The organism is Burkholderia sp. ABCPW 111 (assembly GCF_000773065.1).
GTDB classification, from domain to species: Bacteria; Pseudomonadota; Gammaproteobacteria; order Burkholderiales; family Burkholderiaceae; genus Burkholderia; species Burkholderia savannae.
Genome location: NZ_JPWT01000101.1, coordinates 1 through 17,065, shown reverse-complemented (window position 1 = coordinate 17,065; position 17,065 = coordinate 1). Strand labels below are relative to the sequence as shown.

Below are 17,065 nucleotides of genomic sequence, written 5' to 3'. Positions count from 1 at the left end.
CACGCGCCGCGCCGGGATCGCATTGCGCGGGGCTGTAAGCCGATTGGAACACGTCTGGCGCGGCCGGCGATTCGACGCGCGGCATCGCTGAAGGTTAGGCCGAGGCTTGCCGGGACGGATGGGGTAGTTTTGGTCTCGCCTTTCTCGCCTTTCTCGCCTTTCTCGCCGTCCTCGCCGTCCTCGCCTTTCTTACTTGCGTTACCGGACCGCGCCGAACTGCGCCGAGCGCGGCATGCCGACCCGCGCTTCGTTCACCAAAACATGCCGCGCCGCGCCGCATCACGCCGACGCATGTCAGCCGCATCAAGCGCGCGCCTTCGTCCAGCGGGCAAGCGCGGCCCGTGCGAGCGCATCGAGCGCGAGCCCGATCGCGCCGATCACGACGATCACCGCCGCGAGCTCCGAATACGCAAGCCGGTCGCGCGTGTCGAGCACCAGATAGCCGAGCCCCGCGCTCACGCCGAGCATCTCGGCCGGCACGAGCACGATCCACAGCACGCCGATCGCGAGCCGCGCGCCGCTCAGCACCGACGCGGTGATCGCCGGCAGCACCACGTGCCATGCGAGCTCGGCGCGCGTCGCGGCGAGGCTCTCGCCGAGCTCGAGCCAGCGCCGGTCGACCTGCCCGACGCCGGACGCGGTGCTCATCAGGATCGGCCAGAACGCGGCGAACGCGAGCAGGAAACAGATCGAGCGCTCGCCGATGCCGAACGACATCACCGCGAGCGGCATCCACGACAGCGGCGAGATCATCCGCAGGAACTGGAAGGTCGGCGACAGCAGCGCGTCGAGCCATCTCACGCGTCCGATCAGCAGTCCGAGCGGCACGCCGAGCGCGAGCGCGATGCCGAGCCCCGTCGCCACGCGCACGACGCTCACGCGCACGTGCATCGCGAGGCGCTCGTCGCGCAACAGCGCGGGCGCGCTTTCGAGCGCACGCTCCGGCGCGAACAGGCGCACGGGCGACTGCGGCCCCGCCAGCCCGTGCGTCGCCGCCCACCAGAGCGCAATCGCGCAGACGAGGCCAGCGACGCCGATCGCCGCGTCGCGCAGCGGGCGAGCGAGCGGCCGGCGGCCGGCATGGGCAGATGCGGCGGCGACCCGCGGCGGCGCGCCGCTTCCGCGATGAGCGCCCGCGCCGCCGCGCGCCGGCCCGCGCCGAACCGATACGTCAGACAACGATCGTCTCCTCGCGCGAAAACGATTCGGGCAACCCGAACGCCGCGAGGCCGCCGACGGCCGCGATGCTCTTCGTGACGAACCGCGCGTCGACGAGCTCGCTCGCGACGCGCGCCGGATCGAGCCGCTCGAGAAAGCGCGCGTCGCCGTCCATCGCGGTGCGCTTCAGGCGCCGCACCAGCTCTTCGGTGTAGCTCGGAAACGGATACGGCTGGAAATCGATTCGCTTCTCGCGCCAGCCGGCGTGCCGGATCGCGCCGCGCGCGCGATAGTCGGCGTCGAGCGCCGCCGACGGCGCGAGCACACGCGACAGCGTCTGCACGGCATGCGGCGTGTAATGCTGCGCGCCCTCCTTCGACAGCAGCCGCGCGGTCTCGTCCGGATGCGCGCGCGCCCAGAGCTGCGCCTTCACGATCGCGTCGACGACTTTCTGCGACCACTGCGGCCGCGCGTTCAGATCCTGCTCGTGCATGAACACGACGCAGCACGCATGATTCTTCCACACGTCGCCGGTAAACCGCAGGATCTTGCCGATCTTCATCAGCTCGACCGCCGCGTTGAACGGCTCCGCGACGATGTAGCCCGCGATCTGCCCGGCCGCGAGCGCGGGCGGCATGTCGGCGGGCGCCATCACGACGAGGTTCACTTCGTTCGCCGCGATGCCGCCCGTGCGCTTGAGCACCGGCGCGAGCCCGCTCTCGCGCAGCAGATGCTGCACGACGACGTTGTGAATCGAATACCAGAACGGCACCGCGACGGTCTTGCCGCCGAGCTGGCGGACGTCGTCGATCGCGGGCGCGACCGTCAGCGCCGAGCCGTTCACGTGATTCCACGCGACGACTTTCGCCCGCACACCGCTGCCGTAGCGCGCCCACACCGTCATCGGCGACAGCAGATGGACGACGTTGACCTGCCCGGACAGGAAAGCCTCGACGAGCTGCGCCCAGCTGCGCAACAGCCGCGGCTTCTCGGCCGCGGCGCCCGCCGCGTCGAAATAGCCGTTGTGATGCGCGACGAGGAGCGGCGCGGCGTCGGTGATCGGCAGATAGCCGATGCGCACCGGCGCGTCGGGCTCCACGGCCGCGCGCGCCGCGCGTTGCGCGAGAAGCGGCAACGCCGCCGCGCTCGTGAACAGCGCGGCGAGCTTGAGCCACTCGCGGCGGGTGATCGATACATCGCACATGGTCGGTCCGTTCGAAGAATGAAGAAATCAGGCGGCGGGACGCGCATCGTCCGCGCTCGCGCGTCCTGCGGCTTCGGGCGCGTCGCGCAGCGCGCGCAACATGCGGTGGATCTCGATGCGCAGCGCGTCGAGACGGTCGAATCGTTCAAGCGGGTCGAGCGGGTCGAGCGGGTCGTGCCCCTCGATCCGCTCACGCAGCTCATGCAGCTCACGCAGCTCGCGGCGTTCCCGCGGCCCGCGCCGGTCGCATGCCGCCCGCAACGCATCGGGCGCGGCCGGCGCGGCGCAAGCGCCGGGCGCTTCGGATCGTTCGGACATCGCGCCACGGCCGCGCGCGGCGTCGATCGCGAGCGCGCCGCATGCGTCCCGCTCATTCCGCTCATTCCGCTCATTCCGCGCGGCGCGCGCATCGCGCCCTTCGCCGACTTCCGACAGCGTCTCGACGCATCCGCCCGCCGCCGCCGCGCGCGACGCAACCGTCCAAGCGCCGGCCGTCCCGCCGCGCCCGTCGAGCAGCACGACCCGGTCGGCGACGCGCAGCGCCTCGTCGATGTCGTGCGTGACGAGCACGGTCGCCGCGCGCGTGTCGGCGACGACGCGCAGCAGCAGGTCCTGCATGTCGGTGCGCGTCGCGGCGTCGAGCGCGCCGAACGGCTCGTCGAGCAGCAGCACCTGCGGCTGCCGCGCGATCGCGCGTGCGAGCGCGACGCGCTGCGCCATCCCGCCCGACAGTTGCGCCGGATGGTAGCCGCGTGCGTGCGCGAGCCCGACTTCATCGATCGCCCATGCGACGCGGCGCGCGCGCTCGCCGCGCGACAGGCGCGGCTGCTGCTTGAAACCGAGCCCGAACGCGACGTTGCGCTCGACCGACAGCCACGGCAGCAGGCTCGCTTCCTGGAACATCAGCACGACGTGCGGATGCGGCCCGTCGAGCGGGCGGCCCGAGATCTCGATCGTGCCGGACGCGGGCCGGCGCAAGCCCGCCAGCACGCGCAACAGGCTCGACTTGCCCGCGCCGCTCGCGCCGAGCACCGCGACCAACTCGCCCGCGCCCACCGCGAAATCGAAGCGGTCGAGCACGGGCGGCCGCGCCGCGTCGTAGCCGAGCGTCAGCGCGCGGGCGTCGAGCCACGGCGCGCTCATGCGGCGTCGCGCGCCGCGTGTTTCGCGAGCTCGCTCTTCAGCTGCACGAGGCTCGGCGTGACGACCGGCACGAACGCGGCCTCGCGCCAGCGCCGTTCGAAACCGTTGTCGGCACCGTCGCGCCGCACGTACGCGCGTCCGCCGCTCGCCTGCAGTTCGAGCTGCACGGCAGTCTGCACGAGCTCGGCGAGCGCGATCCGAATCTCGAAGAGCCGCGCGCGCTGCGCGCCGAACGCGCCGTCGCGCAACCCGGCGACGAGCCGCCCGGCCGTCGCGTCGAGCGCGTCGCTCGCGCCGGCGATTTCGGCATCGAGGATTCGCCGCGTGGCGTCCGCCGAACGGCCCGCCTCGTCGAGCGACCGGCTCGCAAGCCCGATCGCCATCGCGCACTGCATCCCGAGGAACGCGGGCCGCACGGCGGGCAGAAACGCATGCGCGTCGTCGTGAATCCGCCAGCGCGCATCCAGCGCCACGTCGGTGAAACGCAGCGCCGCCGTGTTGCTGCCGCGCAAGGCGATCAGATCGAGATCGTCGCTCCGCGCGACGCCCGCCGCATCGTCGCGCACCGCGAAGATCGACGCCGCGCGCCCTTCGTGCGCGACGGCGACCGCGACGAGCGCGCCGCCCGGCCGTACGTTCGTCACCCACGGCAGCGCGCCGTTCAGCCGCCATGCTTCGGAACACGAAGGATCGGGCGTTGCGTCGAGCTGGAGCGATTCGATCCCCTGCAGATACTTCATCGCGTTCGACAGGCCGGTCGCGCCGGCCGCGTCGCCGCTCAGCAGCGCCGGCAGCCAGCGCGCGCGCAACTCGGCGTTCGGGCTGTGCAGCAGATATTCGACGAACGTCCGCTGCGCCCAGCACACGAACGCGGCCGTCAGCGAATGCCGCGCGAGCGCGGCGATCGTCGCCACCGCCTCGACGACGTCGCCCGCTTCGCCGTCGCGCACCGGCAGGCCCGCATGAAACGCGCCCGCCGCCGCGAGGCGCGGCACGAGTTGCTGCTTCGCTTCCGACGAAGCGTCGAGCGACGCCGCGTGTGCGTCGAGCCAATCGGTCAGCGCCGGATCGAGCGCGATCCGGGTCATGCGGTTTGCGTGCGAGGTTCCCATCGGTAGGCGGCCAGTTCAGGATTCAATTCGTTCTGCGCGAGGTTGTTCGCGAAATTGCAGAGCGTCGCGAGGCTCACGCCGAGCACGACCTCGAGCGCGTTCGCGCGCGTGAAACCGGCGGCGACGAACGCATCGAACTGCGCGTCGCCGACCGCGCCGCGCGCCGCGATCACCGCGCGCGTGAACGTCGCGACGGCCGCAAGGCGCGCGTCAGCGGGCGGCTCGCCCGCGCGCAGCGCGTCGACGTCCGCGTTCGGCACGTGCGCCTTCTTCAGCGCGACGGCGGTGTGCCCGGCGACGCAAAAGCCGCAGCCGTGCGTCGCGGCGGCCGTGATCTGCACCGCCTCGCGCTCGGCGAGCGTGAGGCCGCTGCGGCCGTTGATCTCGGCGACCGTCAGGTACGTTTCGAGCGCGGTCGGCGCATTCGCGAGCGACGCGACGAGATTCGGCAGGAAGCCGTTGTTGTTCAGCACGCGCGTCAGATACGGCACGCTCGCTTCGGGCGCGTCGCTCGGCGTGAGAAGAGGAATGCGGCTCATGTGAGGCTCCTGGTGGAATGCCTCATTGTCCGAAGCGCGCCGCCGGCGGGCAATGCGCGAAGGTCTGCGAGTGCTGCGGATTCGTCCACGCGTGCGCAGCGAAGTACGAACGGACGAAACGATCGCCGCCGCCCGGCGCTCAGTGCTCAGCGCCGCTTCGACGGCGCGCGCTCAATGCAGCGCGGCGTTCGCTCCCGCGGCATGCGCGCCGCCGGTCTCGCCGTCGCGCGGCGGCGCCTCGCCCTGTTCACGCCGGTACGCGCCCGGCTGCAGCCCGACGATGCGCTTGAACGCATGCGCGAACGCCGATTCCGACTGATAGCCGACCCATTCGGCGACGCGCGCGATCGCCTCGCCCTGCCGCAGCATCTCGGCCGCGATCTTCATCCGGATCAGCGTGACGAATTGGGCGGGCGGCTGGCCGCACGCATCGACGAAGCGCTTGAAGAACGTCGCACGCGACATGTGCGCGAACGACGCCATCGCGTCGGTCGTCCATGGGTCGCCGGGCCGATCGATGACGGCCGCGATCAGGCTCGCGAACTCGGCGCGGCGCATCAGCGGCGCGAGGCCGCTCGCGAGCGAATCGTCGTCCACCGCGTCGCGCACCGCGTAGAAGAACAGCAGCTCGGTCAGCCGCGCGATGAGCGGCGACGGCTCGTCGAACGAGCCGGGCTTCGCCGCCTCCGCGCGAATCAGCCCGACGATCGCATGAATCTGCGCGGCCGCCGCGCTGGCGCGCCGGACCACGAGGCAATCGGGCAGGTACGATGCGATCCAGTCGCTCGAGCCGCTGCGGAACGCGAGAAAGCCGCATGCGAGGCCGACCGCGTCGGGCGCGCCGGGGTCGAAGCGCTGCATCGCCGGCTGCGCCGCGCGCGCGGCGTCGCGCGCGCGAACGGGCGGCTTCGCGCCGGATGTCAGCGCATGCGGGACGTCGCGCATCAGGAATGCCGCGTCGCCTTCGGCGAGCGGCACGCTCGCGCGGCCGTCGAAAAAGTGCAGCCGGCAGCGGCCGCTCAGCACGACGTGGAAGCTCGCCTTCGCGCGCCCGGCCGTCGACGCGCGCCAGCCGTCGCCGCAATACTGGCCGACATGAAAGATCGAGCCGACGGGCTCGAGGCTCGACAGCAGCCAGTGAATGATCTTGTCTGTGTGCGCCCGCATGCGTCGCGTCCCCGGTCGTGTCGTGTTGGTCGAATGCGATGGTAATCGCATTAATTCGTGCGCGTTACGTTAGCGGCATCGCGCCGGCAGACAAACCAACGTTTTGTCGGACGCTTATGAGCGCGAGAAATAAACGCGATGCGACAGGCGTCGAACAGTCGGTTCGACGCCTGTCGCGTGGCGAGCGCTCGGTTCGATCGACCATGTTTCGCTTCATGCGTCGCGTGCTCCGCTTCGCGTTCGACGTCACGCGCGAAGGATTGCGGCATCGCGCCGCACGCGCCGCCGAGGCACGCGGCCCGTCGAGCCGCGCACCTCGCGCGTCGCGCGATTCGCTCAGAAGTCGAAGCCCGGACCGCCCGCGCCCGGCACGCCGGCCGGCGCGGCGGGCGGCGCATCCTTCGGCGCTTCGTGGACGGTCGCATCGGTCGTGAGCAGCAGGCCCGCGACCGACGCCGCGTTTTGCAGCGCGGTGCGCGTGACCTTCGTCGGATCGAGCACGCCCGATTCGACGAGATCGCCGTATTCGCCGGTCGCCGCGTTGTAGCCGTAGTTGCCCTTGCCGGCCGCGACCGTCGCGACGACGACGCTCGCCTCCTCGCCCGCGTTCGCGACGATCTGGCGCAACGGCTCCTCGAGCGCGCGCAACACGATGCTGATGCCGGCCTTCTGATCGGCGTTCGCGGCCGCGAGGTCCGCGATCGCCTGCTTCACGCGAATCAGCGCGACGCCGCCGCCCGGCACGATGCCTTCCTCCACGGCCGCGCGCGTCGCGTGCAGCGCGTCGTCGACGCGGTCCTTCTTCTCCTTCACTTCGATTTCGGTCGCGCCGCCGACCTTGATCACCGCGACGCCGCCCGCGAGCTTCGCGACGCGCTCCTGCAGCTTCTCGCGATCGTAGTCGGACGTCGCATCGGCGATCTGCGCGCGAATCTGCTTCACGCGCGCCTCGATGTTCGCCTTCTCGCCCGCGCCGTCGATGAGCGTCGTGTTTTCCTTGCCCACCTCGATGCGCTTCGCGCGGCCGAGCTCCTGCAGCGTCGCCTTTTCGAGCGTGAGGCCGGTTTCCTCGGCGATCACCTGGCCGCCCGTCAGGATCGCGATGTCCTCGAGCAGCGCCTTGCGGCGATCGCCGAAGCCGGGCGCCTTCACCGCGACGGTCTTCAGGATGCCGCGGATGTTGTTGACGACGAGCGTCGCGAGCGCCTCGCCCTCGATATCCTCGGCGATGATGAGAAGCGGCCGGCCCGCCTTCGCGACCTGCTCGAGCACCGGCAGCAGATCGCGGATGTTCGAGATCTTCTTGTCGTGCAGCAGGATGAACGGCTCGTCGAGCACCGCGAGCTGGCGGTCGGGATTGTTGATGAAGTACGGCGACAGGTAGCCGCGATCGAACTGCAGCCCTTCGACGACGTCGAGCTCGTCGGCGAGCGACTTGCCGTCCTCGACGGTGATCACGCCCTCCTTGCCGACGCGGTCGATCGCCTCGGCGATGCGCTGGCCGATCGATTCCTCGCCGTTCGCCGAGATGGTCGCGACCTGCGCGATTTCCTTGCTCGTCGTCGTCGGCTTGCTGATCTTCTTCAGCTCCTCGACCGCGGCGGCAACGGCCTTGTCGATGCCGCGCTTCAGATCGAGCGGATTCAGGCCCGCCGCGACGTACTTTTGCCCTTCGCGAACGATCGCCTGCGCGAGCACGGTGGCCGTCGTCGTGCCGTCGCCCGCCGCGTCGCTCGTCTTCGACGCGACTTCCTTCACGAGCTGCGCGCCGATGTTCTGCACCTTGTCGGCGAGCTCGATCTCCTTCGCAACCGATACGCCGTCCTTCGTGACGACGGGTGCGCCGAAGCTGCGCTCGAGCACGACGTTGCGGCCTTTCGGGCCGAGCGTGACTTTCACCGCGTTCGCGAGCAGATTGACGCCTTCGACGAGCCTCGTGCGCGCGCCGTCGTGAAAAATGATTTCTTTCGCTGCCATGATTCGATGCTCCCCGCTCAGGAATGGACGACTGCGACGATCTCTTCTTCGCGCAGCACCAGCAATTCGTTGCCGTCGACCTTCACGGGCTGCCCGGCGTACTTGCCGAACAGCACGCGCTCGCCGACCTTCACGTCGGGCTCGATGCGCTTGCCGTCGGCGTCGCGCCGGCCGGGGCCGACCGCGAGGATCTCGCCCTGGTCGGGCTTTTCGGCCGCGCTGTCGGGAATCACGATGCCCGACGCGGTCTTGGTTTCCTGATCGAGTCGCTTGACGATGACGCGATCGTGTAGCGGACGTAGGCTCATTCTCACGTTTCCTTTATCGAAGTTCTGGCACTCGAGTTCAATGAGTGCCAACCGGAACCCGAGTATAGAAACGTGTCACCGATCGCTCCAATAACGGATTCGCAAAAACTTATCGATGGACGGCATTAGCGGCGGCAGGCCGGATCGGCGGCCGGGATCGCACAGCGATCGGCCCTGTTTCATTTCGCAGCGGCGCCGCCGCCGGCCCGCGCCGGCAGCGCGGCGTCACCGATGCAGCCGTTGCCCGGCCCGCTCCAGCGTCTCGCTCGGCGGATGACCGAATTCGGCCTTGAAGATCCGGCTGAAATATTTTTCGTCGCGAAAGCCGTGGCGCCATGCGATCGTCGCGATCGACTCCCGGACGTACGCCGGATCGGCGAGCATGCGATAGGCCGATTCGAGACGCTTGCGCTGTATCTGCCGCATCACGCCACCATGCGGCTCGAACAACTGATAGAGCTTCGATCGCGAAAGACCGACCTGCTTGCAGATCAGATCAGGCGTCAGCTCGAGGCTCGACAGGTTCGCATCGATGTAGTTTTTCACACGCTGCTGCAACGCGCTTTCGATGGCCGCGTTGGCCTGCTCGAACAGATCCGGGCTGCGCGCCGCGCAAGCGCTTGCGAGATGCAGCGTCGCCTGGACGACGGGACCGATGTCGTCGGCGTTCAAACGCGGCAGGTTCGCGACCAGCGAACGCAGGTGATCGGCGAACAGTTGACCGACTCCCTGCTTCAGCGATTTCCCGTGCAGCCATTCCGCCGTTTCCGGCAGCAACGATCGGGGTATCGCCATCCAAACGACGTTGCCCGTCGTGATCTCCGATTCGAACGGCTGGGTTGCGTCGATCACGTACAGTTCATTGCGTTGCTTGAACGATGGTTCCGGTCCGCTTCGCCAGACGAACCCGGCATCGAGATGAATCGTGAACTGGTAAAGATCCAGCCCGCGCGCGGCAATCTGGCGAGAGGATCTATCGGCCTTGATCACGGCTCGCCGCGACGGATGCAACCAGGTATGCCAGCCGATCGACAGCGGCCCCACCGTGGCGCCGCTCGATTCCCAATCGAACGGCACGCCGGCGCTATCGACGATCGAATACTGGCAGCTGCCGCCTGCCGCCCACGCGTCGAATCTGTCACGCGCCGGAATCTCCAGCGTCGTGCAGCGGTAAATACCGATGCCGGGTGTTTTGTCCAAGTGGCCCCCGATCCGCGTGAATCGGCCAGCGCCTTTGCCGGCCGGGCAAAGGGCGAGATTCCGAACATGGCCGGGAATCTCCGGCTCATCGGCCTATCGGCAACGCGAATGAGTGTAAGCGATGCGAAGAACGCACACCAGCTTCGAATCGCCGTGACGACAGCGCCCGCGTGGCCCCGTCCCGTTCTTCGACGAACAAGGTCCGCCGCGGAAACGGCGTGATGCGCTTTTGCGCGAATTTCATTCGTGGCCCACGCAAGGGACGGCGAGCCATACCCGCTCTGCGACGTATGCCGGGCGCAAGGCCGCGATGCTATTTTCCGGAAATATAGTAATTTGAAACGACCCCCTTCCTGAAGGTGACCGACAACGACTTCCGTGCATCCCTGGAATAAATCTTGTCGAACACGCCCTGGTTCGCGGTGCCGACTGCATTGCCCGTCACGCCACTCGTTCCGGGCTTCGGGATCGAACCCCACAGATAACCAACGGCATGGCTGACCTGATTATCACCGGGGTTGAAATCGTAATCCCAGCTCTCCCCTCCATCGCTGTACATCATCTTGCGATCCGGATTGCCGTACAGCGTCCGCACCTGCTCCTGCGTCGTGACACCGGTGACAAGATGTTCCTTGATATAGGCGGTCCCGTACTTGGCGGTGTCCGTACCGCCAAAGGGCATCTGACTGCAAGCCGCCGCCAGCATCAGCGGCGACATCGTGAGCGTGCGCGTGACGATATTCATTTTCATGTTGTCCTCGTCGCGAGATATGCGCGATCAAAACGACTTCGTGACCGCAAACCGTTTGCACGACGATCGGAGCCGACTGCCTCCTTTCTACCTGCGATGCCGATTTGCAAAGCCTCTGTACGATATAGACCGCGTTATCTCCGCGTCAACGCCAATGCGTCCGGTCGTTTGGATAATGGACGCATATCCGCCTGAAATGGACTGAAATCCACCTTCCGCATGCAATGAAGCGCACGCGCATCGCATGTCTGCCGGGCGATCGGGGAGCTCATGCCCGAAGGCGTTTCTGCGAGCTCGACCTGCTTATTGATGACGCCTCCCACCACCTGTCGAGCTTCAATCCGCCGTACACCCGTCGAAATCCCCGCCGACGCGGATCGAGGCGACGCATCGTCGAGAATGAACGCAGCAATTGCGGGAATCGCGGCACGTTCTGCGGGCAATGCATTGGCGGCGGGTCTAGCGGCCGGAGCGCCATGGCCTGGACGGCGAACACTTCCGGGAGCACCTCCCGTCGAGCCGCCGTCCAGCCGCTCCGCCCGCCGATCGCCGCGTGATCGCGTCAACGCGCGCCGACCTTGCGCTGCCGCCACAGACACAGCAGATCGCACGCGACATGCGCGGCCGCGATCGCGGTGATTTCGCTCTGATCGTACGCGGGCGCGACTTCGACGACGTCCGCGCCGATCAGGTTCACGCCGCCGAGACCGCGCACGATCGCGAGCGCCTGCGCGGACGACAGCCCGCCCGCGACCGGCGTGCCCGTGCCCGGCGCGAACGCGGGATCGAGGCAGTCGATGTCGAACGTCAGATACGCGGGCCGGTCGCCGACGACCGAGCCGATGCGCTCGAGCGCCGCGCGCACACCGTGCTCGTGCACCCACGCGGCGTCGAGCACGTTGATGCCGAGATAATCGTCGTTCCACGTGCGAATGCCGACCTGCACCGACGTCTTCGGATCGATCAGCCCGTCTTTGACCGCCTTGTAGAACATCGTGCCGTGATTGAGGCTGTCGGGCGCGTCGTCGGCCCATGTGTCGCAGTGCGCGTCGAAATGGATCAGCGACAGTGGCTTGCCGTACTTCTGCGCGTGCGCGATCAGCAACGGATACGTGATGTAGTGGTCGCCGCCGAGCGTCAGCATCCTCGCGTCCGACTGCAGGATCGCACGCGCGTGCTCAACAATCGCGGCCTTGATCGTGAGCGGATTGTGCGCGTCGAACCAGCAGTCGCCGTAGTCGATCACCGCGAGATCGTCGAACGGATCGAAGCCCCACGGATACGGATTCAGCTCGGCAAGCTGCACGCTCGCCGCGCGCACCGCGGCGGGGCCGAGGCGCGCGCCGGAGCGGAACGTCGTTGCGAGATCGAGCGGCACGCCGGACACGGCGACGTCGACCCCGCCGAGATCGCGCGTGTAGTTGCGCCGCATGAACGACAGCACGCCCGCGTAAGTGTTTTCGATCGAGGAACCGTAGGGGGAGGAGCGGCGGATCGCGCCGTCGCCATAGAGCGTTTCAGTCATCGAATGACCCGGTGGAGGGACCGGCGCGCTCGCGATGCCGCCGATAATGCGAGCGCGCCGGCGTCGGATTCATTGGGAACGCGGCGGCGCGACGCATGCGCGCCGCCGCGCTGGCTTGCGAATCCTTTAGCGCAGCCGAACGAGCGTGGACTTCAGCTCGGTGTACTTCTCCAGTGCGTGCAACGACTTGTCGCGGCCGTTGCCCGATTGCTTGTAGCCGCCGAACGGGAAATTCATGTCGCCCCCTTCGTCGTAGCAATTGACCCATACGGTGCCCGCGCGCAGCCGGCGCGCGACTTCGTGCGCGGTCGTCAGGTTCGCGGTCCACACCGCGGCGCCGAGCCCGTATTCGCTATCGTTCGCGATCCTCACCGCTTCGTCGATCGAATCGAACGTGATCACCGACAGCACCGGGCCGAAGATCTCTTCGCGCGCGATCTTCGCGTCGGGCGTCGTGTCGAACACGGTGGGTTCGATGTAGAAGCCGCCGCTCTGCTCGTTCACGCGCGCGCCGCCGAGCAGCAGCTTCGCTTCGCCGCAGCCCGCTTCGATGTAGCCGAGCACACGCTCGAGCTGGATCGCGTCGACGATCGCGCCCATCGACACGTTCGGGTCGAGCGGATTGCCCGGCTTGTATGCGCGCGCCGCGGCAATCAGCTTCTCGAGGAACGCATCCTTGATGTCGCGGTGCACGAGCAGGCGCGAGCCCGCCGTGCACATCTCGCCCATGTTGTAGAAGATCGCGCCCGCCGCCGCCTTCGCCGCGCGATCGAGATCCGGGCAGTCGGGCAGCACGATGTTCGGCGATTTGCCGCCGAGCTCGAGCCACACGCGCTTCAGGTTCGACTGGCCCGCGTACTGCATGATCAGCTTGCCGACGCCCGTCGAGCCGGTGAACGCGAGACAGTCGACGTCGCGATGCAGCGCGAGCAGCTTGCCCGGCTCGCCGCCGCCCGGCACGACGTTGAACACGCCGGCCGGAATGCCCGCTTCGTGCGCGAGCTGCGCGACCCTGATCGCCGTGAGCGGCGATTTCTCCGACGGCTTCAGCACGACGCTGTTGCCCGCGGCGAGCGCCGGCCCGAACTTCCACGACGCCATCAGGATCGGGAAATTCCACGGCACGACCGAGGCGACGACGCCGAGCGGCTCGCGCGTGACGAGGCCGACGAGATGATGATCGGCGGGCACGACTTCGCCGCCGACCTTGTCGATCGCTTCCGCGAACCATTCGACGCAGTACGCGGCGCCCGGCACGTCGACCGTCGTCGTGTCGCCGATCGGCTTGCCCGCGTCGAGCGTCTCGAGCAGCGACAGCTCGTCGAGATGCTCGCGCATCAGCGCCGCCCAGCGAAGCAGGATCGCCTTGCGCCTGCGCGGGTTCAGGCCCGCCCATGCCTGCTCGTCGAACGCGCGCCGCGCGGCCGCCACCGCCGCGTCGACGTCGGCCGCGCCGCAGTCGGCGACTTTCACGAGCACGCGGCCGTCGATCGGGCTCACGCAATCGAACGTCTTGCCGCCGTGCGCGTCGCGGTACGCGCCGCCGATGAATGCGCGCCCCTCGATCGCGAGCATCGCTGCCTTGTCCTGCCAGTAAGCCAAAGTCGTCTTGTCCATCGGAATAGCCTCGTAGGGTTTGATTCGCCATGCAAACTAAATGCCCGGCGCCGCATGCTTGCGACGCGCGGGCGGCGGCGAATCGCGTTGGCGCGTCGTCAGAAGGTGGGCGGCGAATTCGCCGACACGACCTCGCAGACGTGTTCCGCGCTGGGATTGCGAAAACGGTGCGGCAAGCGGCTCTCGAAGTAGTAGCTGTCTCCGGGATCGAGCAGCCACGTCGCGCCGTCGACGGTCAGCTCGATCTGACCGGACACGACGACGCCGCCCTCGTGCCCCGCGTGCGTGAGCATTTCCGGGCCTGTATCCGCGAGCGGCTGATAGACCTCGCGCATGATGCACATGTTGCGGTCCTTGACGCCGGAGCCCGCCAGATAGAAGCCGATCGCGTCGTTGCCGAGATTCGGCATCTCGCCGCGGCGCGAGACGACCGAGCGATCCTCGTCGACCTCGAACGTGAAGAACTCCGCGAGGCTCATCGGAATGCACTCGAGCAATTTCTTCAGCGATCCTACCGAAGGACTCACGCGGCTCTGCTCGATCAGCGAGATCGTGCCGTTCGTGACGCCCGCGCGCTTCGCGAGCTCGCGCTGCGACAGGCCGTACTTCATGCGCACGTGACGCAGACGGGTGGCGACTTCATTGGACATCGATGTGGAATCCGACACGATTGGTGAGCGTCGACGACCGACGATTGCATGGCACGAGTGTCGAATATTCTAATCACTTTCAATCGTTTTCTGTCCGGGAAAACCCTGCAAGACGATCGAAATAATGCACGCTGCGGCGCGCATTCGCTCACGCAGGATTTATGCCCGCCACCATCGAGCACTCGATGCTTCGTATTTTTGAAAAATATTTGACGCCGTTTTTGGCTCGTATATGCTGATCCACAGGTCGGCGTCACATCATCGTCATGTTGCGGTGCGTTTCTGACGGTGTCCGAAATATGCAGCACGTTGACGATCTTGCCGCCGGACCGTCGCCCCGATTTATTAAACGCAGGATGCGTTCGATGAGCCGGGGTGTTCAAAACTTTCAACGTCACCAGTCGAGTGTAATCGTGAGAGTCCGTGGCCCTCTGGTAAGGTGGGATCGAAGACATGCGGCGAACATCCCGCATGACGTCGCCCTCTCCGACGGCAGCAGCGGCGCGCTTGTTCCTCGCCTGCTTCCGTCCGTATTCACCATCCTGTCCCGTCGCTCCGTGCGACGTCACAACGCCGTCTCCGCACGCGCCTACATCGCCGTGCACATCGACGAAGTCGCCTCGCTGCTGCCCTAGCGCCTCTCCTTCTGCCGCTGTTCGCTTCGAACGCACGCCCTGACGCCTGATCGGCGCAGCGGCCTGACATCGAACGCGCGCGCTCGGCCATCCCCGCTGCGTCGCGCGTTCGCTCAGAGCGAGCGCAATCCCCTTGCATCGCGCGCCGTGCGGCTGCCGGCTTGCCGCCGCCGTTCGACCGTCGCGCCACGACTCATCGACTTCGCGCATCGCGTGAAGCCGACGGGCCCCGTCACGCCTGCCGTATTGCGATTTTCGATGCGCGATTCGCAATCCGGGCATTCATCGAAACGTGAAATTCATGCAAAGCAAACCATTGGTCGGAATCACCGCTGACAAAACGATGATGGGCGCGCACCCATCTCATGTCGCCGGCGAAAAATACATCGCGGCAATCGTCGAGGGCGCGCTCGCGCTCGCGATGATCGTGCCGGCGCTCGGCGCGCGGCAAGCGGCGCGCGACGTGCTCGCGGCCGTCGACGGGCTGCTGTTTACCGGCAGCCATTCGAACGTCGAGCCGCATCGCTACGGCGGGCATCCGAGCGCGCCCGGCACGCTGCACGATCCCGCGCGCGACGAGACGACGCTGCCGCTCGTGCGCGCGGCGATCGACGCAGGCGTACCGGTGCTCGCGATCTGCCGCGGCTTCCAGGAAATGAACGTCGTGTTCGGCGGCACGCTGCATCAGCAGGTGCATGCGGTCGACGGCCTCGACGATCACCGCGAAAACAAGCAGGACGCGCCCGACGCGCAGTACGCGCCCGCGCATGACATCCGGCTCGCGCCGGGCGGCTTGCTGCATCGCCTCTGCGGCGGCGAGACGAACGCGCGCGTGAACTCGCTGCACGGGCAAGGCATCGCGCAGCCCGGCGCGGGTCTCGCGATCGAGGCGCTCGCGCCCGACGGGCTGATCGAAGCCATCTCCGTGCCGGGCGCACGCGCATTCGCGCTCGGCGTGCAGTGGCATCCGGAATGGAAGCACGCGGACGATCCGCTATCCACCGCGATCTTCCGCGCATTCGGCGACGCGTGCCGCGCCCGGATGCTCGCCCGCATGCAGCACGACGCCGACCTGCCGCCGGCGCACGCGATCGGCGCGTGACCCGGCCCACTACAACGAGAACGATCATGCAAGACATCGACGAATTCCTGAAGAAACATCGAATCACCGAAATCGAGGCGATCATCCCGGACATGGCCGGCATCGCGCGCGGCAAGATCATTCCGCGCAGCAAGTTCGAAACCGGCGAATCGATGCGCCTGCCGCAGGCGGTGATGATCCAGACCGTCACCGGCGATTATCCCGAAGACGGCAGCCTGACGGGCGTCACCGATCCCGACATGGTGTGCCTGCCCGACGCATCGACGATCCGCCTGATTCCGTGGGCGATCGATCCGACCGCGCAGGTGATCCACGACTGCGTGCATTTCGACGGCACGCCCGTCGAGATCTCGCCGCGCCGCGTGCTGCGCCACGTGCTCGACCTTTACAAGGCGAAAGGCTGGAAGCCCGTGATCGCGCCCGAGCTCGAGTTCTATCTGGTCGACATGAACAAGGACCCGGACCTCCCGCTCGCACCGCCCATCGGTCGCACCGGCCGGCCGGAAACGGGCCGCCAGTCGTACTCGATCGAGGCAGTCAACGAGTTCGATCCGCTGTTCGAGGACATCTACGAGTACTGCGAAGTGCAGGATCTCGAAGTCGACACGCTGATTCACGAAGTCGGCGCAGCGCAGATGGAGATCAACTTCCTGCACGGCGATCCGCTGAATCTCGCCGACCGCGTGTTCCTGTTCAAGCGCACCGTGCGCGAGGCTGCACTGCGGCATCACATGTACGCGACGTTCATGGCGAAGCCGATGGAGAACGAGCCGGGCTCGGCGATGCACGTGCATCAGAGCATCATCAACGAGGAGACGGGGCGCAATCTCTTCACCGCCGAAGACGGCAGCCCGACCGACATGTTCTACGCGTATATCGCCGGGCTGCAGAAGTACACGCCCGCGCTGATGCCGATCTTCGCGCCGTACATCAACTCGTATCGCCGGCTGTCGCGCTTCATGGCCGCGCCGATCAAC

The 17,065-nt window shown here is 67.5% G+C and carries 15 protein-coding genes and 1 pseudogene; 3 read left to right on the top strand and 13 right to left on the bottom strand.

The features are described 5' to 3' along the window. Positions 1-303 precede the first annotated feature (303 nt). From X946_RS23555 to X946_RS23495, 13 genes and pseudogenes are all read right to left on the bottom strand, one after another. The gene (locus X946_RS23555; protein ID WP_038752812.1) at positions 304-1,179 is read right to left on the bottom strand and encodes an ABC transporter permease; all 876 of its coding nucleotides are present in this window, start codon (positions 1,177-1,179) and stop codon (positions 304-306) included. Then, positions 1,172-2,362, bottom strand: a complete 1,191-nt coding sequence (locus X946_RS23550) for an ABC transporter substrate-binding protein (protein WP_038752810.1) — start codon at positions 2,360-2,362, stop codon at positions 1,172-1,174. The genes X946_RS23555 and X946_RS23550 overlap by 8 nt, the downstream gene beginning before the upstream one ends. Before the next feature lie 474 nt (positions 2,363-2,836). After that, a pseudogene (locus X946_RS36410) lies at positions 2,837-3,505 on the bottom strand (ABC transporter ATP-binding protein); the annotation flags it as partial. Continuing rightward, positions 3,502-4,617: an acyl-CoA dehydrogenase family protein gene (locus tag X946_RS23540; protein ID WP_052145152.1), complete on the bottom strand. Its 1,116-nt coding sequence runs from the start codon at positions 4,615-4,617 to the stop codon at positions 3,502-3,504. The pseudogene X946_RS36410 and the gene X946_RS23540, both read right to left, overlap by 4 nt. Then, a complete protein-coding gene (locus X946_RS23535; RefSeq protein ID WP_038752804.1) occupies positions 4,590-5,156 on the bottom strand; it encodes a carboxymuconolactone decarboxylase family protein in 567 nt (188 codons plus the stop codon). Before X946_RS23535 ends, X946_RS23540 begins: the two co-directional genes overlap by 28 nt. Positions 5,157-5,327: 171 nt before the next feature. Further along, complete coding sequence (locus X946_RS23530) at positions 5,328-6,323, bottom strand: AraC family transcriptional regulator (protein ID WP_038752802.1); 996 nt, start codon at positions 6,321-6,323, stop codon at positions 5,328-5,330. A gap of 336 nt (positions 6,324-6,659) precedes the next feature. Then, positions 6,660-8,300, bottom strand: coding sequence for a chaperonin GroEL (groL, locus tag X946_RS23525; RefSeq protein ID WP_038752800.1), 1,641 nt, complete (start codon positions 8,298-8,300; stop codon positions 6,660-6,662). Between the two features lie 17 nt (positions 8,301-8,317). Next, positions 8,318-8,608, bottom strand: a complete 291-nt coding sequence (locus tag X946_RS23520; RefSeq protein WP_038752798.1) for a co-chaperone GroES — start codon at positions 8,606-8,608, stop codon at positions 8,318-8,320. 225 nt (positions 8,609-8,833) lie between these two features. Then, a complete protein-coding gene (locus tag X946_RS23515) occupies positions 8,834-9,808 on the bottom strand; it encodes a helix-turn-helix domain-containing protein (RefSeq protein ID WP_052145151.1) in 975 nt (324 codons plus the stop codon). Positions 9,809-10,121: 313 nt separating this feature from the next. Further along, positions 10,122-10,559 carry a hypothetical protein gene (locus X946_RS23510; protein WP_038752796.1) on the bottom strand — a complete coding sequence of 146 codons (438 nt, stop codon included), beginning with the start codon at positions 10,557-10,559 and terminating at the stop codon, positions 10,122-10,124. 562 nt (positions 10,560-11,121) lie between these two features. After that, on the bottom strand, positions 11,122-12,084 hold the full coding sequence (speB, locus tag X946_RS23505) for an agmatinase (RefSeq protein ID WP_038752794.1): 963 nt from the start codon (positions 12,082-12,084) through the stop codon (positions 11,122-11,124). Between the two features lie 126 nt (positions 12,085-12,210). Continuing rightward, entirely contained in the window at positions 12,211-13,701 is a 1,491-nt protein-coding gene (locus tag X946_RS23500; protein WP_038752792.1) for an aldehyde dehydrogenase, read from the bottom strand. 98 nt (positions 13,702-13,799) lie between these two features. After that, the gene (locus X946_RS23495) at positions 13,800-14,351 is read right to left on the bottom strand and encodes a cupin domain-containing protein (RefSeq protein WP_038752790.1); all 552 of its coding nucleotides are present in this window, start codon (positions 14,349-14,351) and stop codon (positions 13,800-13,802) included. 431 nt (positions 14,352-14,782) lie between these two features. Between X946_RS23495 and X946_RS36405 the strand changes: the two genes are divergently transcribed. From X946_RS36405 to X946_RS23480, 3 genes are all read left to right on the top strand, one after another. Beyond that, positions 14,783-14,986 (top strand): hypothetical protein, encoded by a 204-nt coding sequence (locus X946_RS36405; RefSeq protein WP_226377325.1) that lies wholly within the window; start codon positions 14,783-14,785, stop codon positions 14,984-14,986. A 301-nt stretch (positions 14,987-15,287) separates the two neighbouring features. Beyond that, complete coding sequence (locus X946_RS23485; RefSeq protein ID WP_038752839.1) at positions 15,288-16,088, top strand: gamma-glutamyl-gamma-aminobutyrate hydrolase family protein; 801 nt, start codon at positions 15,288-15,290, stop codon at positions 16,086-16,088. Positions 16,089-16,114: 26 nt separating this feature from the next. After that, a partial coding sequence (locus tag X946_RS23480; protein WP_038752788.1) for a glutamine synthetase family protein occupies positions 16,115-17,065 on the top strand: 951 nt, incomplete at its 3' end.